Origin of the sequence: Rhizobium mongolense subsp. loessense, assembly GCF_900099775.1 — a bacterium.
Taxonomy (GTDB): domain Bacteria; phylum Pseudomonadota; class Alphaproteobacteria; order Rhizobiales; family Rhizobiaceae; genus Rhizobium; species Rhizobium loessense.
This window is the reverse complement of sequence record NZ_FMTM01000025.1, coordinates 1-18,693: the sequence shown is the minus strand read 5'-3', so window position 1 is coordinate 18,693 and position 18,693 is coordinate 1. Positions and strand designations below refer to the sequence as shown.

The 18,693-nt window shown below is 59.5% G+C and carries 16 protein-coding genes and 1 tRNA gene; 2 read left to right on the top strand and 15 right to left on the bottom strand.

Going from position 1 to position 18,693, the window contains the following annotated elements:
- The 4 genes from BLP23_RS33465 to rpsL all read right to left on the bottom strand — a co-directional run.
- The coding region (locus BLP23_RS33465; RefSeq protein WP_018010120.1) for a GTP-binding protein at positions 1-93 on the bottom strand (93 nt) is incomplete at its 3' end.
- Positions 94-161: 68 nt separating this feature from the next.
- Positions 162-2,261, bottom strand: coding sequence for an elongation factor G (gene fusA / locus BLP23_RS32725; RefSeq protein ID WP_074060953.1), 2,100 nt, complete (start codon positions 2,259-2,261; stop codon positions 162-164).
- A 29-nt stretch (positions 2,262-2,290) separates the two neighbouring features.
- A complete protein-coding gene (rpsG, locus tag BLP23_RS32720; RefSeq protein ID WP_022719192.1) occupies positions 2,291-2,761 on the bottom strand; it encodes a 30S ribosomal protein S7 in 471 nt (156 codons plus the stop codon).
- A 76-nt stretch (positions 2,762-2,837) separates the two neighbouring features.
- On the bottom strand, positions 2,838-3,209 hold the full coding sequence (gene rpsL, locus BLP23_RS32715; protein ID WP_022719193.1) for a 30S ribosomal protein S12: 372 nt from the start codon (positions 3,207-3,209) through the stop codon (positions 2,838-2,840).
- Between the two features lie 501 nt (positions 3,210-3,710).
- Between rpsL and BLP23_RS32710 the strand changes: the two genes are divergently transcribed.
- A complete protein-coding gene (locus BLP23_RS32710) occupies positions 3,711-4,004 on the top strand; it encodes a transcriptional regulator (protein WP_074060952.1) in 294 nt (97 codons plus the stop codon).
- Positions 4,005-4,008: 4 nt separating this feature from the next.
- Complete coding sequence (locus tag BLP23_RS32705; protein WP_092588807.1) at positions 4,009-4,440, top strand: NUDIX hydrolase; 432 nt, start codon at positions 4,009-4,011, stop codon at positions 4,438-4,440.
- Positions 4,441-4,824: 384 nt separating this feature from the next.
- Here the strand turns inward: BLP23_RS32705 and rpoC are convergent, their stop codons facing one another.
- From rpoC to BLP23_RS32645, 11 genes are all read right to left on the bottom strand, one after another.
- The gene (rpoC, locus tag BLP23_RS32695; protein WP_092588805.1) at positions 4,825-9,036 is read right to left on the bottom strand and encodes a DNA-directed RNA polymerase subunit beta'; all 4,212 of its coding nucleotides are present in this window, start codon (positions 9,034-9,036) and stop codon (positions 4,825-4,827) included.
- Positions 9,037-9,225: 189 nt separating this feature from the next.
- Positions 9,226-13,368, bottom strand: a complete 4,143-nt coding sequence (rpoB, locus tag BLP23_RS32690; RefSeq protein ID WP_039844634.1) for a DNA-directed RNA polymerase subunit beta — start codon at positions 13,366-13,368, stop codon at positions 9,226-9,228.
- A gap of 257 nt (positions 13,369-13,625) precedes the next feature.
- On the bottom strand, positions 13,626-14,009 hold the full coding sequence (gene rplL / locus BLP23_RS32685; protein ID WP_022719200.1) for a 50S ribosomal protein L7/L12: 384 nt from the start codon (positions 14,007-14,009) through the stop codon (positions 13,626-13,628).
- A 58-nt stretch (positions 14,010-14,067) separates the two neighbouring features.
- Complete coding sequence (rplJ, locus tag BLP23_RS32680) at positions 14,068-14,586, bottom strand: 50S ribosomal protein L10 (protein WP_022719201.1); 519 nt, start codon at positions 14,584-14,586, stop codon at positions 14,068-14,070.
- Positions 14,587-14,912: 326 nt separating this feature from the next.
- A complete protein-coding gene (gene rplA, locus BLP23_RS32675; protein ID WP_022719202.1) occupies positions 14,913-15,605 on the bottom strand; it encodes a 50S ribosomal protein L1 in 693 nt (230 codons plus the stop codon).
- A gap of 4 nt (positions 15,606-15,609) precedes the next feature.
- Complete coding sequence (gene rplK / locus BLP23_RS32670; protein WP_092588804.1) at positions 15,610-16,041, bottom strand: 50S ribosomal protein L11; 432 nt, start codon at positions 16,039-16,041, stop codon at positions 15,610-15,612.
- Positions 16,042-16,217: 176 nt separating this feature from the next.
- Positions 16,218-16,748 carry a transcription termination/antitermination protein NusG gene (gene nusG, locus BLP23_RS32665; RefSeq protein ID WP_022719204.1) on the bottom strand — a complete coding sequence of 177 codons (531 nt, stop codon included), beginning with the start codon at positions 16,746-16,748 and terminating at the stop codon, positions 16,218-16,220.
- A 17-nt stretch (positions 16,749-16,765) separates the two neighbouring features.
- Complete coding sequence (gene secE, locus BLP23_RS32660) at positions 16,766-16,966, bottom strand: preprotein translocase subunit SecE (RefSeq protein ID WP_039844632.1); 201 nt, start codon at positions 16,964-16,966, stop codon at positions 16,766-16,768.
- A gap of 187 nt (positions 16,967-17,153) precedes the next feature.
- Positions 17,154-17,229 (bottom strand) — tRNA-Trp (locus BLP23_RS32655).
- Positions 17,230-17,372: 143 nt separating this feature from the next.
- Positions 17,373-18,266 (bottom strand): NAD-dependent epimerase/dehydratase family protein, encoded by an 894-nt coding sequence (locus BLP23_RS32650; RefSeq protein ID WP_092588803.1) that lies wholly within the window; start codon positions 18,264-18,266, stop codon positions 17,373-17,375.
- 337 nt (positions 18,267-18,603) lie between these two features.
- The coding region (locus BLP23_RS32645) for an EF-Tu C-terminal domain-related protein (protein WP_022719208.1) at positions 18,604-18,693 on the bottom strand (90 nt) is incomplete at its 5' end.

Sequence of the window (18,693 nt, the reverse complement as noted above, 5' to 3'; positions counted from 1 at the left end):
CGCCGCCGTCAGAGACGTCTTGCCGTGGTCAACGTGGCCGATCGTGCCGATGTTAACGTGCGGCTTGTTGCGCTCAAACTTACTCTTTGCCATTTTCGGCTCTCCATTCTGCTAGTCCCCGAAGGGATCTAATTCTTGTTATCGGTCAATTGGTATTCCGGTCACTTCTGACCGGAATACTTTGCCTGGATTTCAGTTGCGACGTTCGACGGGACCGGCGCGTAGTGATCGAAGGTCATCGTGTACTGAGCGCGGCCCTGCGACATGGAGCGCAGGTTGTCGACGTACTTGAACATGTTCGCCAGCGGAACGTTCGCGTTGATGACGACTGCGATGCCGCGGCTCTCCTGGCCCTGGATCTGACCACGGCGCGAGTTCAGGTCGCCGATGACGTCGCCGACATAGTCTTCCGGCGTCACGACTTCGACCTTCATCATCGGCTCGAGCAGCTGCGCGCCGGCCTTCTTTGCGGCCTCGCGGAAGCAAGCACGGGAGGCGATTTCGAACGCCAGGACCGACGAGTCGACATCGTGGAAGGCACCGTCGACCAGCGTGGCCTTGACGCCGAGCATCGGGAAGCCAGCGAGCGGACCGGAGGTCAGAACGCTTTCGATGCCCTTCTGGACGCCTGGGATGTATTCCTTGGGAACAGCACCGCCGACGATCTTGGACTCGAACTTGAAGTCGTCGCCTTCCGGGTTCGGTTCGAAGATGATCTTGACGCGCGCGAACTGGCCGGTACCACCGGACTGCTTCTTGTGCGTGTAGTCTTCTTCGTGCGTCTTCGTGATGGTTTCGCGGTAGGCAACCTGCGGCGCACCGACCGTTGCTTCAACCTTGAACTCGCGACGCATGCGGTCAACGATGATGTCGAGGTGAAGTTCACCCATGCCGGCGATGATCGTCTGGCCCGATTCCTGGTCCGTCTTCACACGGAAGGACGGGTCTTCGGCAGCCAGGCGGTTGAGCGCGAGGCCCATCTTTTCCTGGTCGCCCTTGGTCTTCGGCTCGATGGCGATCTGGATGACCGGCTCGGGGAATTCCATGCGCTCAAGGATAACCGGCTTCAGCGGATCGCACAGCGTATCGCCGGTGGTGGTTTCCTTGAGGCCTGCGAGAGCAACGATGTCGCCGGCGAAGGCTTCTTCGATGTCTTCACGCGAGTTGGAGTGCATCTGCAGCATGCGGCCGACGCGCTCGCGCTTGTCCTTGACCGTGTTCATGACCGACGCGCCTTTCTCGAGCTTGCCGGAATAGATGCGGGCGAAGGTGAGCGAACCGACGAAGGGGTCGTTCATGATCTTGAAGGCGAGCATGGAGAGCGGCTCGGCGTCATCGGGGTGACGCTCGATTTCAGCTTCCGTCTTCACGTCGATACCCTTGATCGCCGGAATGTCGAGCGGCGACGGCAGGTAATCGACGACTGCATCGAGCAGCGGCTGAACGCCCTTGTTCTTGAAGGCGGTACCGCAGAACATCGGATGGAACTTGACGTCGATGGTGCCGCGGCGAACGAGCGCGCGGATCTGATCGTTATCCGGCATGTTGCCTTCGAGGTAGGCTTCCATTGCGGCTTCGTCGATCTCAACAACCGTCTCGATCAGCTTTTCGCGATATTCTTCAGCCTTGGCCTTCATGTCTTCCGGGATTTCGACGACGTCCCACTGTGCGCCGAGAGATTCGTCGCGCCAGATGAGAGCGTTCATTTCGATCAGGTCGACAACGCCCTTGAACTCGGTTTCAGCGCCGATCGGCAGCTGCATGACGACAGCCGTCGCGCCGAGACGGGTCTTGATCATCTCGACGGAGCGGTAGAAGTCCGCACCGGTCTTGTCCATCTTGTTGCAGAAGATCATGCGCGGAACGTGATACTTCTCGGCCTGGCGCCAGACGGTTTCGGTCTGCGGCTCGACACCGGCGTTGGCATCGAGAAGCGCAATGGCGCCGTCGAGAACGCGCAGCGAACGCTCGACTTCGATCGTGAAGTCGACGTGGCCGGGGGTGTCAATGATGTTGAAGCGGCGCATCTTGCCGTCACGGCCCTTCCAGAAGGTCGTGGTCGCAGCGGAGGTGATCGTGATGCCACGCTCCTGTTCCTGCTCCATCCAGTCCATGGTGGCTGCGCCGTCGTGGACTTCGCCGATCTTGTGCGACTTACCGGTGTAATAAAGAATACGTTCGGTGGTCGTGGTCTTGCCGGCGTCGATGTGCGCCATGATACCGAAATTGCGGTAGTCTTCGATTTTATATTCGCGAGCCATTGTGGACTGCCTTTCGATACCGTTCGGAATTACCAGCGATAGTGCGAGAACGCACGATTGGCATCGGCCATCTTGTGCGTGTCTTCGCGCTTCTTGACGGCACTGCCGCGGTTGTTGGATGCATCGAGAAGCTCGCCCGAGAGGCGGTCAACCATGGTCGTTTCGTTGCGCTTGCGGGCAGCAGCGATCAGCCAGCGAATGGCGAGAGCCTGACGGCGCTCGGGACGGACGTCGACCGGGACCTGGTAGGTCGCACCACCGACGCGGCGCGAGCGGACTTCAACGTGCGGGGCGATGTTATCGAGCGCAGCGTGGAAAACCGCAATCGGCTCCTGCTTGGACTTGCCCTGCACGACGTCGAATGCGCCGTATACGATGTTTTCAGCAACGGACTTCTTGCCGTCGAGCATGATGGCATTCATGAACTTCGTGACAACCAAATCGCCGAACTTCGGGTCCGGGTTGATCTCGCGCTTTTCTGCTCTGTGACGTCGGGACATACTTCTCGTCTCTTCAACTGTTAAGGCGCTTTACCACGCGGAGAACCTCGCGCAGCGCCGGAAAACCAAAACCGAATTACTTCGGACGCTTCGCACCGTACTTCGAACGGCGCTGCTTGCGGTTCTTGACACCCTGGGTATCGAGAACGCCGCGGATGATGTGGTAACGGACACCCGGAAGGTCCTTCACGCGGCCGCCACGGATCATGACGACGGAGTGTTCCTGAAGGTTGTGACCTTCGCCGGGAATATAGCCAATGACTTCGAAGCCGTTGGTGAGGCGGATCTTGGCAACCTTACGCAGAGCCGAGTTCGGCTTCTTCGGCGTCGTGGTGTAGACGCGGGTGCAAACGCCGCGCTTTTGCGGGTTTTCCTGCAGCGCAGGAACCTTGTTACGCTTTACACTTGCCTGGCGAGGCTTGCGGATCAGCTGGTTTACGGTAGGCATTCAACCATCCCTTACGTTTATCTCTCAAGCCCTTGCGGGCGTAACTCGCGCCGTCTCCGGCAAGATCACACGGCTGTCGTCAATGCGCAAAATGTGGCCCGATCCGCTTGCGCAGATGGACCACTGAAGGCAGAGGACGCAAAAAAGAAATGCGTCATGCGTGCAGGCATCATATCTTCAACGTGCGTTTCGAACCTTGTTTGAGGAGAACTCCAGGACGAGACGCCCCGGACAGCCATGCCTCACATGGGTTCCGATGGCGCGGGTACTACTGGTTTCCCGCTGGTTCGTCAAGGCCGGTTAAGAAATAATCTTCGGCCGATCGCCTTGAAACCCGGGCTCCGTGCGCTCTTTGAAGGCTTTTAGACGCAACGGACACCGCATGCCAAGTTGAACTTGGGCATCGCTGCAAAAACGGATAAGGAATCAGCGATCGCAGGCCGCGCGCCTGTCAAAAACGGATTCGAGTTTCGAATCGCCAGATATCCAAAGGACCGATGAATGATCGAGAAGCCCGACAACGACAATAATTCCGTAGGCCCGATGATCTTCATCATCATCGGCAAGGGCTACGAGTCCGATGGCGCCGAAGGCGTCGACCTGCACGTGATGTTGAAGGCCGCCGATGACGATAGCGCCGTGCGCGAGGCGCTGAACGCCCTTGCCGAAGAGGGCTTCATCGAAGCCGACCTCGACCAGATCGGCATGCTGACCGACGTTCCCGAAGAAGAGCCGCATGCCTCGGCCTACCAAGGCGCGCTCGAAGGCGAAGTCGCAATCATCCGCTTCAACTGACGACATGGCGGGCTCGGATGCGCAAAAGGTGATGATCTACGCCACCTGGCGCGGCCGGCTCCTCGTTTTCGACGAGCCGGACTTTCCGGAGGTCGAACTGCAGGTTCCGGGCGGGACGGTCGAACCCGGCGAAGACCCTGAGCAAGCGGCAGCCCGCGAATTCGCCGAAGAGACAGGTCTTGCGCTGAGCAACACTCTTCGTCCGCTTGCAATCGATGATTACCGCTTCATCAAGAACGGCGCCGCCATCTGCCACCGGCGGCATTACTATCATGCTGACCTTGGAGGTCCCTACCCTGACACCTGGCTTCATCACGAGATGACACCATTCGGCGGCGGCGGGCCGATCCTGCTCCGCTTTTTCTGGATTGATATCGCAGCAGCAAAGGCCAGGCTCGGTTACGGAATGCACAATTGCCTCATCCTGCTTTGCTAACCAATCGGGCTGGGTAATTGCGGTCGCTTCATAGTTCATCGCGCTCTTGGAGACTTGCAGGAAATGCAGCTTCCACGAAACACTTATAACGGTCTGTCAGCTCGACAAAACGCCCTGCCGGTTGAACGCAGCCGCCTTCGACGTCGGCCATTCCGCGGGCCAAAGCGGTATCGAGCGATGCAAGGTGTCTTTCCCTTTCATAGAAAAGCCGCATGCGGCTTTGAGCCATGTGAGCGACTTCCGTAAGCTACATGCAGGCGAGCCCGTAGTCGCCATCAAGAAAAATGGAGAACTATTTTCGGCCTCCCCGGAGCCGGCGCAATCAAACAAAAAACCGCCCAGATCGCTCCGGGCGGTTTATCAATTCCGAGGCCGGGCTGCCGGTTATTCGGCAGCCGAAGCGTTTTCGCCGGCCATGTCCTGGAGCATCGGGGTTGCGGCATCCGCGCCCGTGCCCTTGCGACGTTCTTCGAGGATCATCTCATCGCGCGACGTCGCGATGCGGCGGATCGCCGTCATGGTGCCGCCGGTACCGGCCGGGATGAGGCGTCCGACGATGACGTTTTCCTTAAGACCCTGCAGGCCGTCCGTCTTGCCCGCGATCGCAGCTTCCGTCAGCACCTTCGTCGTTTCCTGGAAGGAAGCGGCGGAGATGAAGGACGGGGTCTGCAGCGAGGCCTTGGTGATGCCCAGAAGAACCGGCTCGCCATAGGCAGGCTTCTTGCCCTGCTCGATCAGGCTGTCGTTGACGTCCTCGAGCTCGATGCGGTCGACGTTGTCGCCGACGATATAAGTCGAGTCGCCCGCATCGGTGATTTCCACCTTCTGCAGCATCTGACGGACAATCACTTCGATGTGCTTGTCGTTGATGACAACGCCCTGCAAGCGGTAGACTTCCTGGATTTCGTTGACGAGGTAGGAAGCCAGAGCCTCTACGCCCTTGATCGCCAGGATGTCGTGCGGTGCCGGGTTGCCGTCGAGGATGTAGTCGCCCTTTTCGATATAGTCGCCTTCCTGAAGGTGGAAGGGCTTGCCCTTCGGGATCAGGTATTCGACAGGCTCGACACCGTCTTCCGCCGGCTCGATGATGACGCGGCGCTTGTTCTTGTAGTCGCGGCCGAGGCGGATCGTACCATCGATCTCAGCGATGATGGCATGATCCTTCGGGCGGCGGGCTTCGAAGAGTTCGGCAACGCGCGGCAGACCGCCGGTGATGTCTTTGGTCTTGGCGCTTTCCAGCGGCGAACGTGCAAGCACGTCACCCTGGGAGACCTTCTGGCCCGGCTCGACCGAAAGGATCGCGTCGACCGAAAGCAGGAAGCGGGCATCGCCGCCGCGGGACAGCTTCGCGACATTGCCGCTTGCGTCCTTGATGACGATTGCCGGCTTGAGGTCCGAACCACGTGGGGTCGAACGCCAGTCGATGACCTGACGCTTGGTGATACCCGTGGATTCATCGGTCGCTTCGAGAACGGACAGACCGTCGACAACGTCTTCGAACTGAACGGTACCGGCCAGTTCCGTCATTATCGGACGGGTGTACGGATCCCACTCAGCCAGACGCTGGCCGCGCTTCACCTTGTCGCCCTCGTCCACATACAGCTTCGAACCGTAGGCAACGCGCTGCGAGGAGCGCTCAACGCCACGCTCGTCCAGGATCTGGACGGTCATGTTGCGGCCCATGGCAACGAGGATGCCTTCGGAGTTCCGCAGAAGGTTGCGGTTCTTGATCTGAACCGTTCCTTCATACGAGGCTTCCAGGAACGACTGGTCGACCACGGTGGCCGTACCGCCAAGGTGGAAGGTGCGCATCGTGAGCTGCGTACCTGGTTCGCCGATCGACTGAGCGGCGATGACGCCGACCGCTTCGCCCATGTTGACCGGCGTACCGCGAGCAAGGTCGCGGCCGTAGCAGACCGAGCAGACGCCTGTCTGGATTTCGCAGGTCAGTGCCGAACGGATGCGGATCGACTGGATACCAGCCTTTTCGATCTCCACGACATCTGGCTCGAGGATCATCTTGCCGGCATCGACGATGCGCTCGCCGGTGACCGGGTGATCGATGTTGTCGAGGGCCGTACGGCCGAGGATACGCGCGCCGAGCGAGGCAACGACCTGACCGGCATCGACGATGGCGGTCATGGTGAGGCCCTTGTCGGTGCCGCAATCCACGGAGTTGACGATGCAATCCTGCGCGACGTCGACGAGACGGCGGGTCAGGTAGCCCGAGTTTGCCGTCTTCAAGGCGGTGTCTGCCAGACCCTTGCGGGCGCCGTGCGTCGAGTTGAAGTACTCGTTGACGGTCAGGCCTTCCTTGAAGTTCGAGATGATCGGCGTCTCGATGATTTCGCCCGAGGGCTTGGCCATCAGGCCGCGCATGCCGCCCAGCTGACGCATCTGGTTCGGCGAACCGCGGGCGCCCGAGTGGCTCATCATGTAGATCGAGTTCATAGGCTTCTGGCGGCCGGTCTTTTCGTCGAACTCGACAGCCTTGATGCGGGCCATCATCTCTTCGGCGACCTTCTCGGTGGCCTTGCCCCAGGCATCGACGACCTTGTTGTACTTTTCGCCCTGCGTGATGAGGCCGTCGTTATACTGCTGCTCGTATTCCTTCACGAGTGCTTCGGTATCGCCGACGATCTTCACCTTGGTATCCGGGATCACCATGTCGTCCTTGCCGAACGAGATGCCGGCGCGGCAGGCATGCGAGAAGCCGAGCTGCATGATGCGGTCGCAGAAAATGACCGTGTCCTTCTGGCCGCAATGACGGTAGACCGTGTCGATCATCTTGGAGATGTTCTTCTTGGTCATTTCCTGGTTGCAGATGTCGAAAGGCACCTTGCCGTTCTTCGGCAGCAATTCGCCGATGAGCAGACGGCCCGGGGTCGTTTCATAGATCTTGGAGTACGGCTTGCCGTCCTCGCTGATCGACTTGAAGCGACCGCGGATCTTGGTGTGCAGCGTGACGACCTTGCTTTCGAGAGCATGATGCAGTTCGCCGAGGTCGGAAAAGGCCATGCCTTCGCCCGGCTCGTTCTGGTTCATGATCGAGAGATAGTAGAGGCCGAGAACCATGTCCTGCGACGGAACGATGATCGGTGCGCCGTTTGCCGGGTGCAAGATGTTGTTCGTCGACATCATCAGAACGCGGGCTTCGAGCTGGGCTTCGAGAGACAGCGGCACGTGGACGGCCATCTGGTCACCATCGAAGTCGGCGTTGAAGGCCGTGCAAACGAGCGGATGCAGCTGGATCGCCTTGCCTTCGACCAGGGTGGGTTCGAAGGCCTGGATGCCCAGGCGGTGCAGCGTCGGTGCGCGGTTCAAGAGAACCGGATGCTCGCGGATGACCTCGTCGAGGATATCCCAGACTTCCGGCTTTTCCTTCTCGACCAGCTTCTTCGCCTGCTTGACGGTCGAGGAATAACCCTTGGCGTCGAGGCGGGCGTAGATGAACGGCTTGAAGAGTTCGAGCGCCATCTTCTTCGGCAGGCCGCACTGGTGCAGCTTCAGCTCCGGACCGGTCACGATGACCGAGCGGCCGGAATAGTCGACGCGCTTGCCGAGCAGGTTCTGGCGGAAGCGGCCCTGCTTGCCCTTGAGCATGTCGGAGAGCGACTTCAACGGACGCTTGTTGGCACCCGTGATGACGCGGCCGCGACGGCCGTTGTCGAACAGCGCATCGACGGATTCCTGCAGCATGCGCTTTTCGTTGCGGATAATGATACCCGGCGCACGAAGCTCGATCAGGCGCTTCAGACGATTGTTACGGTTGATGACGCGGCGATAGAGATCGTTGAGGTCCGACGTCGCAAAGCGGCCGCCATCGAGCGGAACCAGCGGACGCAGATCCGGCGGGATCACCGGAACGACCTTCATGATCATCCATTCTGGACGGTTGCCGGATTCCATGAAGTTCTCGACGATCTTCAGCCGCTTCATCAGCTTCTTCTGCTTGAGATCCGACGTAGTGTCGGCAAGCTCGGAACGCAGATCGCCGGCGATCTTCTCGAGGTTCATCGATGCCAGCATCTCGTAGATGGCTTCAGCGCCGATCATCGCCGTGAACTGGTCTTCGCCATATTCATCGACGGCAAGCATGTACTCTTCTTCCGAGAGGAGCTGATGCTCCTTAAGAGCCGTAAGGCCCGGCTCGGTGACGATGTAGTTTTCGAAGTACAGGACGCGTTCGACATCCTTCAGCGTCATATCGAGCAGCGTGGAAATGCGGCTCGGCAGCGACTTCAGGAACCAGATGTGGGCAACCGGTGCTGCAAGCTCGATATGGCCCATGCGCTCGCGGCGAACGCGCGACAGTGTGACTTCGACGCCGCACTTTTCGCAGATGATGCCCTTGTACTTCATGCGCTTGTACTTGCCGCAAAGGCACTCGTAGTCCTTGATCGGCCCGAAGATGCGCGCGCAGAAGAGACCATCGCGTTCTGGCTTGAACGTGCGGTAGTTGATGGTTTCCGGTTTCTTGATCTCACCGTAGGACCAGGAAAGGATCTTCTCCGGAGAGGCAATCGAAATCCGGATGGAGTCGAAATTCTGTGCAGGCACCTGCGGATTGAAAAGATTCATGACCTCTTGGTTCATGCCTGTCTCCTTCATGGGCGAAAGCGCCCTTAGCTTGCGATGGTCGGCGGCAAATCCCGGGAGCCGCGCCAACGCTCAAAACGACAATAACCGCACAATGCGGCGGAAACGTCCCTGCCCGGCCGACACACTAAGGGGCCAGGGCGGGAACGGTGTGCGCCCTCTTAAGGCGCACACCCTATCAAGTGGTTACTCGGCTGCGTCCGGCAACTGGCCCGCCTGCTGCAGATCCTCGACCTTCGAGTTCTCCAGCTCGACGGAAAGGCCGAGCGAGCGCATTTCCTTGACGAGAACATTGAAGCTTTCGGGAATACCCGCTTCGAACGTATCGTCGCCCCGGACGATGGCTTCGTAGACCTTGGTGCGGCCGGCAACGTCGTCCGACTTCACCGTCAGCATTTCCTGCAGCGTGTAGGCTGCGCCGTACGCTTCCAGAGCCCAGACCTCCATTTCGCCGAAGCGCTGGCCGCCGAACTGGGCCTTGCCGCCCAGCGGCTGCTGGGTCACGAGCGAGTACGGGCCGATCGAACGGGCGTGGATCTTGTCGTCGACCAGGTGGTTGAGCTTCAGCATGTAGATGTAGCCAACGGTCACCTGCCGGTCGAACTGCTCGCCGGTACGGCCGTCATACAGCGTCGACTGACCGGAGTCCTTGAGACCCGCCAGACGCAGCATTTCGTTGACATCGCCTTCATGGGCGCCGTCGAAGACCGGCGTTGCGATCGAAACGCCGCGCTTCCACTGGTCGGCAAGACGCAGAACCGAGTCATCGTCGAAGTCCTTGACCTGCTCGGCCTTCGGACCGTCGCCGACAACGTCGCCGATCGTCTTGCGCAACGGCTCGATATTGCCGTTCGCCTTGTAGGCTTCGATCAGGTCGCCGATCTGCTTGCCCATGCCGGCGCAAGCCCAGCCGAGGTGCGTCTCGAGGATCTGGCCGACGTTCATGCGCGAAGGCACGCCGAGCGGGTTCAGAACGACGTCGACATGCGTGCCGTCTTCGAGGAACGGCATGTCTTCGACCGGAACGATGCGCGACACAACACCCTTGTTGCCGTGACGCCCGGCCATCTTGTCGCCCGGCTGGATCTTGCGCTTCACTGCGACGAAGACCTTGACCATCTTCATGACGCCCGGAGGCATTTCGTCGCCGCGCTGGACCTTCTCGACCTTGTCCATGAAGCGCTGCTCAAGGCGCGACTTGGATTCGTCGTACTGACCGCGGAGTGCTTCGAGTTCGCTCTGGACCTTCTCGTCCTCGACTGCGAACATCCACCACTGCGAGCGGGGATATTCGGAGACCACGGCGTTCGAAAGTTCAGTGCCCTTCTTGAAGCCCTTCGGGCCGGCGATGGACATCTGGCCGCGCAGCATCTCGATCAGGCGGCCGTAGACGTTACGGTCGAGAATCGCCTGTTCGTCGTCGCGGTCCTTGGCAAGACGCTCGATCTCTTCACGCTCGATTGCCATGGCGCGCTCGTCCTTTTCAACGCCGTGGCGGTTGAAGACGCGCACTTCGACGATCGTGCCGTAGGTGCCGGGCGGCATGCGCATCGACGTATCGCGGACGTCGGACGCCTTTTCACCGAAGATGGCGCGAAGGAGCTTTTCTTCCGGCGTCATCGGGCTTTCGCCCTTCGGCGTGATCTTGCCGACAAGGATATCACCCGGCTGAACTTCGGCGCCGATGTAGACGATGCCTGCTTCGTCGAGGTTCTTCAGCGCTTCTTCCGAAACATTCGGAATATCGCGCGTGATTTCTTCCGGACCAAGCTTCGTGTCGCGCGCCATCACTTCGAATTCTTCGATGTGGATGGAGGTGAACACGTCGTCGGCAACGATGCGCTCGGAGAGCAGGATCGAGTCTTCGTAGTTGTAGCCGTTCCACGGCATGAACGCGACGAGCGCGTTGCGGCCGAGGGCCAGATCGCCGAGGTCGGTCGACGGACCGTCCGCGAGAATGTCGCCGCGGTTGACAACGTCACCGACGGTCACCAGCGGACGCTGGTTGACGCAGGTGTTCTGGTTAGAACGCTGGAACTTCTGCAGGCGGTAGATATCGACACCGGACTTGCCGGCTTCGAGGTCTTCCGTTGCGCGGATGACGATACGCGTAGCGTCGACCTGGTCAACGACACCACCGCGGCGGGCGCCGATGGCTGCACCGGAGTCGCGCGCAACGACCGGCTCCATGCCGGTGCCGACGAACGGAGCTTCGGCACGCAGCAACGGAACAGCCTGACGCTGCATGTTCGAGCCCATGAGGGCGCGGTTCGCGTCGTCGTTTTCCAGGAACGGGATAAGAGCGGCTGCAACCGAAACGACCTGCTTCGGCGAGACGTCCATGAGGTTCATGCTGTCGCGCGGGGCGAGCATGACTTCGCCGGCGTGACGGCAGACGACGAATTCGTCAACGAAGGAACCGTCCTTGTCGAGCTCGGCGTTGGCCTGTGCGACGTAGTACTTTGCCTCTTCCATGGCAGACAGGTAAAGAACATCGTTCGTCACCTTGCCGTCGACGATGCGGCGGTACGGGCTCTCGATGAAGCCGTATTTGTTGACGCGCGCAAAGGTCGCCAGCGAGTTGATGAGACCGATGTTCGGGCCTTCCGGCGTTTCGATCGGGCAAATACGGCCGTAGTGGGTCGGATGAACGTCGCGGACTTCGAAGCCTGCGCGCTCGCGGGTCAGCCCGCCGGGGCCAAGTGCCGAGAGACGACGCTTGTGGGTGATCTCCGACAGCGGGTTGACCTGGTCCATGAACTGCGAGAGCTGCGAGGAGCCGAAAAATTCGCGAACGGCGGCAGCTGCCGGCTTCGCGTTGATCAGATCCTGCGGCATGACCGTGTCGATCTCGATCGAGGACATGCGCTCCTTGATCGCGCGCTCCATGCGCAGCAGGCCGAGACGGTACTGGTTTTCCATCAGCTCGCCGACCGAGCGGACGCGGCGGTTGCCAAGGTTGTCGATGTCGTCGATCTCGCCCTTGCCGTCGCGTAGCTCGACGAGCATCTTGACCACAGCCAGGATGTCGTCCTTGCGCAGGACGCGGACGGTGTCTTCGACGTCGAGGTCAAGACGCATGTTCATCTTCACGCGGCCGACGGCGGAAAGGTCGTACCGTTCCGCATCGAAGAACAGCGAGTTGAACATGGCTTCCGCCGATTCCATGGTCGGCGGTTCACCCGGACGCATGACCCGGTAGATGTCGAACAGCGCGTCCTGGCGGTTCTCGTTCTTATCGGCGTTGAGCGTGTTGCGGATGTAGGCGCCGACATTAATGTGGTCGATGCCGAGAACCGGGATTTCGTCGAAACCGTTGGCAAGGATGACCGGCAGGGTCTTCTCGTCGATTTCGTCGCCGGCTTCGAGATAGATCTCGCCCGTCGAGTAGTTGACGATGTCTTCTGCGAGGTAGTTGCCGTAGAGATCGTCGTCCGTCGCCTTCAGAGCCTTGAGACCCTTGTCGGAAAGCTGGCGGAGCAGACGCGGGGTCAGCTTCTTGCCAGCTTCGACCACGACTTCGCCGGTGTCGGCGTCGACCATCTCGGTGATCGCCTTGGCGCCCTTCAGCGCCTCGGGCTGGAAGGGAATGCGCCAGCCTTCGCCGTCGCGCTTGTAGAGCGACTTCGTGTAGAAGGTGTCGAGGATTTCCTCGCCATCCATGCCGAGGGCCATCAGCAGCGACGACACCGGAATCTTGCGGCGGCGGTCGATACGGGCATAGACGATGTCCTTGGCGTCGAACTCGATGTCGAGCCAGGAGCCGCGATATGGGATCACGCGGGCTGCGAAGAGCAGCTTGCCGGAAGAATGGCTCTTGCCCTTGTCGTGGTCGAAGAAGACGCCCGGCGAACGGTGCATCTGGGACACGATCACGCGCTCGGTGCCGTTCACGATGAACGTGCCGTTGTTCGTCATGAGCGGCATGTCGCCCATGTAGACGGACTGTTCCTTGATGTCCTTGATCGACTTCGCGCCGGTATCCTCGTCGATATCGAACACAATGAGGCGGAGGGTAACCTTCAGCGGCGCGGCGTAGGTCAGGTCGCGCTGGCGGCATTCGTCGACGTCGAACTTCGGCGGTTCGAACTCATAGGACACGAATTCCAGCATCGAAGCGCCGGAGAAGTCCGTGATCGGGAAAACTGACTTGAAGACGGCTTGAAGGCCTTCGTCAGGGCGGCCGCCCTTGGGCTCTTCAACCATCAGGAATTGGTCGTAGGACGCCTTTTGAACCTCGATGAGGTTCGGCATTTCTGCGACTTCGGGGATTTTACCAAAAAACTTGCGTACGCGCCTACGACCGTTGAACGAAAGGGTCTGAGCCATCGTCGCTCCTTCAAAATTGCATCCGGGCCTGCAACGGACGGGAACCGCTGGCCAGGCGATCCCGTCGATCAATGGATAATTCAATCTCGTCCCACTTCCCAAAGCCACATGGCCGGATTGCCCTGCGCTTCGGTTCGAGACCATGCTCTTGAAGAACCCATTACCCAAAAGCCGTTTTCACGCGGCTTTTGGGTAATTCGTTCACAAAAACGGCAAATGGGAGACGGTGAAGACCGCCTCCCAGATGCAGTTCAAGATTACTTGACGTCGGCCTTGGCGCCAGCGTCTTCAAGCTTCTTCTTGATGTCAGCGGCTTCAGCCTTGGAAACGGCTTCCTTGACAGCCTTCGGAGCAGCTTCAACGAGGTCCTTGGCTTCCTTGAGGCCGAGGCCGGTGATGGCGCGGACTTCCTTGATGACGTTGATCTTGTTGGCGCCGGCATCCGTGAGGATGACGTCGAACTCGGTCTTTTCTTCTTCAGCAGCGGCAGCAGCGCCACCAGCACCACCTGCAGCGGCAGCAACAGCTACCGGAGCAGCAGCGGAAACGCCCCACTTTTCTTCGAGAAGCTTGGACAGTTCTGCAGCTTCCAGAACGGTCAGCGAGGAGAGGTCGTCTACGATCTTTGCGAGATCAGCCATTTTATCAGTTCCTTTTGTTCGGTTCGAACCGGTTTTCTATAAACAGCGAAAAACCGCCTTAAGCGGCTTCGTCCTTCTTGGCGTAAGCCGAAAACACGCGGGCAAGCTGGCTTGCCGGTGCTGCAACAACGCCTGCGATGCGGGTAGCCGGTGTCTGGATCATGCCCAGCAGCTTCGCGCGCAGTTCGTCCAACGACGGCAGGGTCGCAAGCGACTTGACTGCATCGGCGTTGAGCGTGGTTGTTCCCATGGCGCCGCCGAGCACAACGATCTTGTCGTTGCCCTTGGCGAAATCCACGACGACTTTCGGAGCGGTGATCGGATCGGCGCTGTATGCAATCAGCGTCTGACCGGTGAAGAGATTGGAAATCCCTTCCGCTTCCGTACCCTGAAGGGCGATCTTGGCCAGGCGGTTCTTCGCGACTCTGACGGTGCCGCCAGCAGCGCGCATCTTCGAACGGAAGTCGTTCATCTGCGCGACTGTAGCACCAGCATAGTGGGCCACGACAACCGAGCCCGAAGCCTTGAAGACTTCGTTCAGTTCCGTGACGAATTCGCGTTTTTCCGCTCTTTCCACTGCCTATCTCCAGTTGGCGGGACCGTGAAACGGACCCACCGGGTTGCCTTTGCCTCCCGGGATCAGAAGCGATCCCAAGCGGCGCTTGAGGATCCTGTCCCCTCGCGCTTCGCGCCAAAAGGCCGAAGGCACAAGGCATCCAAGGCTCGAACCAAATCTATGAAGCTGAGCTTCATTGAAATTCGGGTCTTACCCGTCTCATGCAGGCCAAAGTGATTAAGGGAAAACCACCTGCAATCTCGGACAGGATTCCGGATTACTCCGGAATATTCCGGCCCCTTTCGAGGCCGGAATTCTTGCCACCGGGCAAAGCCCGATGAAATTCGTTAAGCGGCCGTGACCGACGAAGGGTCGATCTTGACGCCCGGGCCCATGGTCGAAGAGATCGCTACGCGCTTGACGTAGTTGCCCTTTGCGCCAGCCGGCTTCGCCTTGATGACGGCATCAGCGAAGGCACGGATGTTTTCTTCCAGCGCCTTTGCATCGAAGGATGCCTTGCCGATGCCGGCGTGAACGATACCAGCCTTCTCGACGCGGAACTCGACGGCGCCGCCCTTGGAGGCCTTGATCGCCCCGGCAACGTCCATTGTGACCGTTCCGACCTTCGGGTTCGGCATCATGCCGCGCGGGCCGAGTACCTTACCGAGACGGCCGACGAGCGGCATCATGTCCGGGGTCGCGATGACACGATCGAAATCGATCTTGCCGCCCTGGACGATCTCGACCAGCTCTTCTGCGCCGACGATGTCAGCACCGGCTGCCTTGGCTTCGTCAGCCTTGGCGCCGCGCGCGAAAACGGCGACGCGAACGTCACGGCCCGTACCGTTCGGCAGGTTGACCACGCCGCGGACCATCTGGTCTGCATGACGCGGATCGACGCCGAGGTTCATGGCGACTTCGATGGTTTCATCGAACTTGGCGACAGCCCGGTCCTTGACCATGCCGATAGCAAGGTTCAGAGCGTAGAGCTTCGTGGGATCAACACCTTCGTTGATCTTCTTGGTGCGCTTGCCAGCCATGGTCTTAACCTACCACTTCCAGGCCCATGGCGCGGGCAGAGCCCTCGATCATCGCCATTGCACCTTCGATATCTGCTGCGTTCAGGTCCTTCATCTTCGCTTCTGCAATCGCCTTGACCTGAGCCTTGGTCAGCTTGCCAGCGACAGCGCCCTTGCCGGGCGTCTTCGAACCCGACTGGATCTTTGCTTCCTTCTTAAGGAAGTAGCTGACGGGCGGCTGCTTCATCACGAAGGTAAAGGACTTGTCCTGGTAGTAGGTGATGACGACCGGGATCGGCATACCCTTTTCCATTTCCTGCGTGGCGGCATTGAACGCCTTGCAGAATTCCATGATATTGATGCCACGCTGACCAAGCGCCGGGCCGATCGGCGGAGACGGGTTTGCCGATCCTGCCTTGACCTGAAGCTTGAGCTGGCCTGCAACTTTCTTAGCCATAACTCTCTGCCTTTCATTGATGACCGGTTGCCCGGCCAGTGATGCCGGATTTCTCCGGCGGCTGCGGTTGCGTGGTGCGGATTTTAAGGCCCGGCTAAGACCCCTCACCTTCCACGCGGTTGGCGGCTATCGCCGCGCAGAAACCGGTCAGTACTGACCGACTCCATCTCAAAAAATCAGACCTTTTCGACCTGACCGTATTCCAGCTCGACCGGCGTTGCGCGGCCGAAGATCGAAACTTCCACCTTCAGGCGTGAACGCTCTTCGTCCACATCCTGAACCGTGCCGTTGAACGACGCGAACGGGCCATCGGAAACGCGGACCTGCTCGCCGACCTCGAAGGTAACCGATGCCTTCGGCCGCTCGACACCTTCCTGGACCTGGCCGAGAATGCGCTCGGCTTCGGAGTCCGGAATCGGAACGGGCTTGTTGTCGGAGCCGAGGAAACCGGTGACCTTCGGCGTGTTCTTGATGAGGTGGTAAGCCTCGTCCGTCAGGTTCGCTCGAACCATGACATAGCCCGGAAAGAACTTGCGTTCGCTGTCGACCTTGCGGCCGCGGCGCACTTCAACCACCTTCTCGGTCGGCACGAGGATCTTTTCGAAGAGATGCTCGAGCCCCTTCTGCCTGGCCTTCTCCTCGATGGATTCAGCCACCTTCTTCTCAAAATTCGAATACGCGTGGACGATATACCAACGTGCCGCCATCTTATATCTCCACCCGATCAGTTGCCGGTGTTGAGCACGTAGCTCAAAGCCCAGCCAATCAGCTGGTCAGCAGCAAAGAAAAACAGCGCGGCAAAGACGACCATCACCAGAACCATGATCGTCGAGATCATGGTCTCGCGGCGAGACGGCCAGGTAACCTTGGACGTTTCGGTGCGAACCTGCTGCAGGAACGCAAACGGATTGGATTTGGATGCCATCGACTGCCCACGCAATTACGGCGCGTAAAGCTGAACATATCAGCCCCACGCACCGCGTGTCTGTTGAACCTTACATAAACACCGATTCCCAATTGCACAAGAGGAAAACCGACGTCTAGCGAAATTTGCCACAATGCCCTCCCCGACGGACCGCTGCGAGAACGTCCGCGCTTCCCTTCGAAGAAGATGGCAGGGGCAGAGGGGCTCGAACCCCCGACCTGCGGTTTTGGAGACCGCCGCTCTACCAGCTGAGCTATACCCCTTTACGCTTTACATTCAGCCCTTTGACCATGAGGGTCGAAGCGCTTCCTGCAAGCATGGCGCTCCCTTTAAGACGGTGGCACGGGATATGCAAGTGCGATTTTCGATTTTTCCCAATCCACCATCACCCCGGCATGGCCCGCGCTCAGAGCTTCACATACTTGCGCCAGTCGTGCTCTTCCTTGAAGCCGAGGACTTCGCGGATCTTGCGGTTGGAAAGCAAGCCCTCATGTTCGCCGATCTCGCGGGTGAAGGGCACGTTCGGAAAGAAGCGTTTGGCGAGTTCTTTCGACGGGATATTGGCGGTCACGGTGTCGTTCACCGCATTGAAGACCTGGAAGCCCAGTCCGCTCTTGGCGATACACAGATGGACGACCTGGGCGAGATCGCGGGCGTCGACATAGTTCCACGCGTTGCGCCGGCGCGTCTCCGGATTGGCGATGAAGCCTGGAAACCTGTCATACTCATGCGGCTCGATGACATTTCCGATGCGCAAGGCATAGATATCGGCACCGGACCGTTCGGCGAAAGCGCGGGCCGTCTTTTCGTTCAGCACCTTCGATAGACCGTAGCTGTCCATTGGATCGACGTCATAATCCTCCTCCAGCGGAAACTGATGGAAATCCTTCTTTCCCTCCGCGAAGCAGACGCCATAGGTGGTCTCGCTGGAGGCAAGGATGATCTTCCTGACGCCGAGCTTCACCGCCGCCTCGAGGACATTGTAAGTGCCCATCGTGTTGATGCGGAACGTCTCGTTGTCCGTCTTGATCAGAATGCGCGGTATCGCAGCGAAATGCACGACAGCGTCGAAACTTTGGGCGCCGTTGCCGGTCTCCAGATCGGGAAGATCGCGATGCATGGACAGCGCGTTGAAGACCTGGCCGCTGTCGGTGATGTCGGCAATCAGGTTGGTGACGCCGGGGCTGTCGAGCGGCACCAGATCGACGTTGTGAACCTCATAGCCGGCATTCACCAGCCACGGCACGACATGACGTCCGGCCTTGCCCGAACCGCCGGTAAAAAGAATGCGCTTCTTCATGAAATCTCCTCCGCATCATGAAATAGAAGGAATAGATAAAGACTCCGCAACAAGGCGCAAGGTGAAGGCGTGGCGATTGAGAAGCCACGGTCAGATTTCGCCTAAGCTGCCTCCGCTTCCGGAATTCCGGCCAGCACCTCTTCCAGCGCGCGAGCATGGATCTTGATGTCGTAGGCCACCTGCATATTCATCCAGGATTCCGGCGCGGTCTTTAAAGAACCGGCCGAACCGGAGAGCCGGATCGGCGCTGATTTTACGTCCGAACGTCAACGATAATGCAACGCAAAAGCCCCGCCGTTTCCAGCGGGGCCCTCTTCAATCCAAGCTAATGCAAAGATTACTCTACGATCGATGCGACGATACCGGCGCCGACGGTGCGGCCGCCTTCGCGGATGGCGAAGCGCAGCTTTTCTTCCATGGCGATCGG